This window comes from Allobosea sp. CER48, from assembly GCF_044752385.1.
Taxonomy (GTDB): Bacteria; Pseudomonadota; Alphaproteobacteria; order Rhizobiales; family Beijerinckiaceae; genus Allobosea.
The window spans coordinates 1-5,499 of record NZ_JBIWYK010000209.1; the positions used below are offsets into that span (position 1 = coordinate 1).

5 protein-coding genes are annotated in these 5,499 nt (G+C 67.6%); 3 read left to right on the plus strand and 2 right to left on the minus strand.

From position 1 onward, the window contains the following. Positions 1-64: 64 nt before the first annotated feature. Positions 65-1,036 (minus strand): Bug family tripartite tricarboxylate transporter substrate binding protein, encoded by a 972-nt coding sequence (locus ACIPIA_RS09525; protein ID WP_400508891.1) that lies wholly within the window; start codon positions 1,034-1,036, stop codon positions 65-67. A 201-nt stretch (positions 1,037-1,237) separates the two neighbouring features. On the opposite strand from ACIPIA_RS09525, the gene ACIPIA_RS09530 reads away from it, so the two are divergent. The 3 genes from ACIPIA_RS09530 (at position 1,238) to araD (ending at position 4,718) form a co-directional block, all read left to right on the plus strand. Beyond that, a complete protein-coding gene (locus ACIPIA_RS09530; RefSeq protein WP_400508893.1) occupies positions 1,238-1,939 on the plus strand; it encodes a GntR family transcriptional regulator in 702 nt (233 codons plus the stop codon). Next, positions 1,929-2,846 carry a dihydrodipicolinate synthase family protein gene (locus ACIPIA_RS09535; RefSeq protein WP_400508895.1) on the plus strand — a complete coding sequence of 306 codons (918 nt, stop codon included), beginning with the start codon at positions 1,929-1,931 and terminating at the stop codon, positions 2,844-2,846. The genes ACIPIA_RS09530 and ACIPIA_RS09535 overlap by 11 nt, the downstream gene beginning before the upstream one ends. A 138-nt stretch (positions 2,847-2,984) precedes the next feature. After that, positions 2,985-4,718 carry an L-arabinonate dehydratase gene (gene araD / locus ACIPIA_RS09540; RefSeq protein WP_400508896.1) on the plus strand — a complete coding sequence of 578 codons (1,734 nt, stop codon included), beginning with the start codon at positions 2,985-2,987 and terminating at the stop codon, positions 4,716-4,718. Positions 4,719-4,740: 22 nt separating this feature from the next. Here the strand turns inward: araD and ACIPIA_RS09545 are convergent, their stop codons facing one another. Continuing rightward, entirely contained in the window at positions 4,741-5,469 is a 729-nt protein-coding gene (locus tag ACIPIA_RS09545) for an aspartate/glutamate racemase family protein (protein WP_400508898.1), read from the minus strand. Positions 5,470-5,499 lie beyond the last annotated feature (30 nt).

Genomic DNA, 5,499 nt, shown 5'->3' on the forward strand with positions numbered 1-5,499 from the left:
GCGCTGGCTCACGGAGACCATCGTCAGGGCGGCAGCCGCGTGAGGGCTCCGAGCAGGCGGCGCCTCACTCGATCTTCACATTCGCCTTCTGCGCCACCTCGGCCCAGCGCTTGGTCTCGGAGGCGATATGGGCGGTGAACTGCTCCTGGCTTGAGCCGACCGGATCGACGCCGAGCTTCTTGAGCTGGTCGATCACGGCCTGCTCGCGCATGATCGCCTGCGTCTCGGTCGAGAGCTTCGCGACGATCTCCTTCGGCACGCCCGACGGCGCGAAGAAACCGTGCCACGAGCTCGCGTCGTAGCCCGGGATGAACTCTGCCAGCGCCGGCATGTCCTTGGCGACGTCCAGCCGCTGCGGCGTGGCGGTCGCCAGGGCCCTTATCTTGCCATCCTGCACATGCGGCCAGGCGATGGTGATGTTGTCGAAGGTGATCTGGATCTGGCCGGCGAGGAGATCCTGCGTCACCTGCCCGCTCGAGCGATAGGGCACATGCACCATGTCGGTGCCGGTCGAAACCTTGAACAGCTCGGCCGCCATATGGGTCGAAGTGCCCGCCCCTGACGACCCGAACGAATACTTGCCCGGATTCTTCTTCAGCAGGTCGATCAGCTCCGGCACGCTCTTCGCCGGCAGGTCGATGTTCACCATCAGGATGTTGGGGACGCTCGCCACCTGCGAGATCGGCGCGAAATCCTTGATATGGTCGAAAGGCAGCTTGGCGTAGACGGCCGGGTTGATGGCGTGGCTGGAGACCGTGCCCATCGTCAGCGTGTAGCCGTCCGCCGGCGCACGCGCCACGGCGGCGACGCCGGTGTTGCCGCCGGCGCCGGGGCGGTTCTCGACGATGAACTTGCCGCCGAGGCGCTGCCCCAGCCTGTCGGCGAGGATGCGCCCGAGCAGGTCCGTCGTGCCCCCGGCCGCGAAGGGCACGACGATGGTGACGACCTTGCTGCCCGGGTATTCGCCCTGTGCAAAGGCGGGGCCGGCAGCCGCCAGGCAGGCTGCGGCAATGATCGTTCTGCGGCTGATGCTCATCGGTTTCGTTCCTCCCGGGCGCGGACAATCCGCCTTGCGCCTCATGGCGGGCGCTTGCCTGACGGATAGCACAGGTTCTGAGGTTTGAAATCTGAAATTTCAGATTGCCCGCGCATCCGGATTGTGCTGTTTGATGCCCCAGCCCAGCGGGTCCCCATCCGGCTTGTCCGAGGATGCGGAGCCCGCCGCTCCGGATCCGTGATGTTGCAACCTGCCGTAGAACCCGTCGCCCCCGACCTCCTGCGCTCTCTGCGCGAGCACGTGCACGAGCGGCTGCGCCGCGCCATCGTCGCCGGGCGGTTCCGCAACGGAGAGCGGCTGAACGAGCGCCACCTCGCCGAGATGCTTGGCGTGAGCACGACGCCGGTGAAGGATGCGATCCGGAAGCTGGAGAGCGAGGGACTGGTTCGGACGGAGGCGCGGCGCGGCGTCTTCGTCGAGTTCTCTCCCCGGCAGGCGCTGGAGATGGCGCTGGGCCGCGCCGCGCTCGAAAGCGTGATGGCCCATATCGCCGCCAATCACCTGGCGGAGGGCGACCGCACCGAGCTCTCCCGGCTCATCGCCGAGATGGAGCAGGCTACGGAGCATGGCGACCTCGACGATCTCGTCGCCCTCAACGAGGCCTATCATCGCGCGATCCACCGCATTTCGGGCTGCAGCTATCTGGAGCGGCGCCTCGACGGGCAGCGCATGTACGACCACGCCCAGCGCATCGCGCTTCACTCCGAGCTGGGCGAACGTCGCCGCGGCTTCGAGGAGCATCGAAGCATCTACGAGGCGCTCCTGGCGCGCGACCCCGCGCTCGCCGAACTCAGGATGCGCCGCCACATCGTCCGCTCGGCGAAAGCCCATGTCAGGCTCGTCTTCGGTGCGGACGCGGAGGGACTCGATTATGACGAATGACAAGGTGCGCAGCGCTCTGCGCGGCATCTCCGGCGTCCATGTCACCGCTTGGAAGGCAGATGGCGAAGCGGACTGGGCGCTGACGGGCAGGATCGTCCGGCGCATCGCCGAGGCAGGCATTCACAACATCGTCTCGGCCGGCAATACCGGCGAGTTCTACCCGATGACGACGGCCGAGGTGGAACGCTCCCACGCCACCGCCGCCGAAGCGGCTGCCGGCAAGGCACTGGTCACGGCCGGCATCGGCAGGTCCCTGCGCGAGGCCGTTGCGACCGGCAGGCTCGCCGCCAAGGCAGGTTGCGATGCGGCGATGGTGCACCACCCGCTCGACCCCTTCGCCGCGCCGCAATCCCAGGCCGACTACATCCTCGCCATCGCGGAGGAGCTGACGATCCCGCTCATCGCCTATATCCGCTCGGACGCGATCGGCGTGAAGGACCTGATCCGCGTCGCGACCCACCCTAACGTCGCCGGCGTGAAATTCGCGTCGAACAACATGATGCTGCTCGCCGATTGCGTGCGCGAGACGGAAGGCTCCTCCGCCAACTGGATCTGCGGCCTCGCCGAGGGCTGGGCCGCGCCCTTCTACGCGCTCGGCGCCCGCGGCTTCACCTCGGGCCTGATCAATGTCGCACCCGGACGTTCTCTCGCCGTCTGGCGCGCCCTGGAAGCCGGCGACTACGAAACGGCGCGCCGGGAGGTCGATGCCATCGCCGGCTTCGAGAAGCTGCGCACCAAATACGGCAACGGCGCCAATGTCACCGTGGTCAAGGAAGCGCTCGGCCTGCTCGGCACCGATGTCGGCCCGGTCCGCCTGCCCGGCCTGCCCGAGCTGAACGAGGCCGAGCGGGCGGAGCTGCGCGGCATCGTGTCGGGCTGGGGCGCAGCAAAGGCCGCGGCCGAGTGACGAGCCGACAGCCCCGGGGCGCAGCGCAGCGCCGCCGCCAGAATCTCATGACGGGATGAGCTTGGTTCCGAGCCGGCCGGATCAGCCGGCCCGCGCCCACGGCACCGGTTAGAACGACAAGAATTCGAGGAAACGCCCATGTCCGCCCGCCCCCGCAAGACGCCCGAGACCCTGCGCAGCTGGCGCTGGTTCGGGGCCAGCGACCTGCGTTCCTTCGGGCATCGTTCGCGGGCCCTCCAGATGGGGTTCGCGCATGAGGAGTTCATGGGCAAGCCGGTCATCGGCATCATCAACACCTGGTCCGAGATCAACCCCTGCCACACCCATCTGCGCGACCGTGCGGAAGCGGTGAAGCGCGCGGTCTGGGCGGCGGGCGGCTTCCCGATCGAGATCCCCGTGATGTCGGTTTCCGAGCAATACCAAAAGCCTACCACGATGCTCTATCGCAACTTCCTGGCGATGGAGACCGAGGAATCCATCCGCTCCCACCCGCTCGACGGCGCGGTCCTGCTCGGCGGCTGCGACAAGTCCACGCCAGCCCTGATCATGGGCGCCTGCAGCGCCGGCCTCCCCTTCATCTTCGTTCCGGCCGGTCCGATGCTGCGCGGCAACTGGGCCGGCAAGGTGCTCGCTTCCGGCGCAGACGTCTGGAAATACTGGGCCGAGAAGGAAGCCGGCAACATCACCGACGGCCAGTGGAAGGACATGGAGAGCGGCATCGCCCGCTCCTACGGCACCTGCATGGTGATGGGCACCGCCGCGACGATGATGAGCCATGCCGAGGTGCTCGGCCTCACCTTGCCCGGCGCCTCGGCCATCCCGGCCGCCGATGCCGCCCATCCGCGCATGGCCGCCGCGGCGGGAAAGCGCATCGTCGAGATGGTCTGGGAGGACCTGACGCCCAACCGGATCCTGACGCGCAAGAGCTTCGAGAACGCGCTGACGGTGCACATGGCCGTCGCCGGCTCGACCAATGCGATCATCCATCTCGTCGCGATGGCCGGCCGCGCCGGCGTGCCGCTGACGCCCGATGATTTCGACGCCTTCTCGCGCAACGTCCCGGTCGTCGCGAACCTGCGTCCCTCCGGCGATTTCCTGATGGAGGACTTCTTCTATGCCGGCGGACTGCCGGCCCTGCTGAAGCAGCTCGAAAGCAAGCTCCACACCGACGCGATGACCGTGACAGGCAAGCCGATCGCCGAGACCATCGCACTCGCCCAAGTCTATGACGACAACGTCATCCGGCCGCTCGACAAACCGGTATCGACCGCGAATGGCCTCGCCGTGCTCAAGGGCAACCTCGCGCCCGATGGCTGCGTCATCAAGCCCTCGGCCGCCGAAGGGCGCCTGCTTAAACACTCCGGCCCGGCCATCGTGTTCGAGGACTACGACGCGATGATGCGGGCGGTGAACGACGAGCAACTCGACATCACCGCCGACCACATCATGGTGCTCAAGAATTGCGGCCCGGTCGGCGGGCCCGGCATGCCGGAATGGGGGATGCTGCCGATCCCGAAGAAGCTCCTCAAGGAAGGCGTGCGCGACATGCTGCGCATCTCGGATGCCCGCATGTCCGGCACCAGCTACGGCGCCTGCATCCTGCACGTCGCGCCGGAGGCCTATATCAAGGGACCGCTGGCCGCGGTCCGCACCGGCGACATCATCAGCGTCGATGTCGAGGCGCGCAGCATCTCGGTCAATCTCACCGACGCCGAGATCGCCGCCCGCCTCTCCGCCTGGACGCCGCCGGACCGCGACTATCCGCGCGGCTGGGGCAAGATGTCGGCGGCCCATATCCGCCAGGCCGACAAGGGGTGCGACTTCGACTATCTGGAGGGCACCGCCAGCGTGCCGGAACCGGAGATCCACTGAGCCGGGACGGGCTGGTCGTCCCTCAGCCGAAGCGACGCGGCCTCAGGCCGGCATGGAACCAGCTGATCAGCGAGTAGATATCGTAGACCGGCAGTCCCGTGGCCGCCTGCACGTCGGCCGCATATGGCGGCATGTTGGTGCATTCGAGCACGATCGCGCCGAGCTCGGGGTGGCGGTCGACGAGATCCAGCGCCGCCTGCACCACATCATGCCGGGCAAGCTCGATATCCATATCCTCCTTCGCGGCCTTGATCAGGACGCGGAAGAACTCCTGGCCGTTCTCCGTCCCGGCGATCGGCGTATCGAGCGGCACGGAAGCAGCTTCGAGATGGGCCGGCGTCAGGCTGGAGGCCGAGACCGTGACGATGCCGACCCGCCTGCCGGGCGGCAGCGTGGCTTGCACCCATGGCACCTGCATCAGAGCCGACGTCGCGACCGGCACGCCAGCCGCCGCGGCCAGTTCATGCTGGAACAGCGAGAGGAAGCCGCAATTGGTGGTGATCGCCTCGGCGCCGAGCCGGACCAGATCGCGCGCCGCCGCGATGAAGTCCGGCAGCAGCCCTGCGGCGCCGTTCAGCACGACCCTCTCGGGACTCGCTCCGCCGACGACACGATAGAGCACAGGAAAGGGCCAGGTCGTTCCATTGCCCATGTCGCCGTGAATGCGCGGAAAACGCGCCTCGAGCATAAGAATTCCGAGCGGCACGCCATAGATCGCCTTGCCGCCGCGTGCGACCCGCTTCGAAGGCAATGCTACAGGACCAGGCACGGTAAGCCCCTT

What these genes read in the sequence shown, in the direction of transcription:
- ACIPIA_RS09525 (WP_400508891.1), bottom strand. Translation starts at nt 1,036, where the DNA reads ATGAGCATCAGCCGCAGAACGATCATTGCCGCAGCCTGCCTGGCGGCT.
- ACIPIA_RS09530 (WP_400508893.1), top strand. Translation starts at nt 1,238, where the DNA reads ATGTTGCAACCTGCCGTAGAACCCGTCGCCCCCGACCTCCTGCGCTCT.
- ACIPIA_RS09535 (WP_400508895.1), top strand. Translation starts at nt 1,929, where the DNA reads ATGACGAATGACAAGGTGCGCAGCGCTCTGCGCGGCATCTCCGGCGTC.
- araD (WP_400508896.1), top strand. Translation starts at nt 2,985, where the DNA reads ATGTCCGCCCGCCCCCGCAAGACGCCCGAGACCCTGCGCAGCTGGCGC.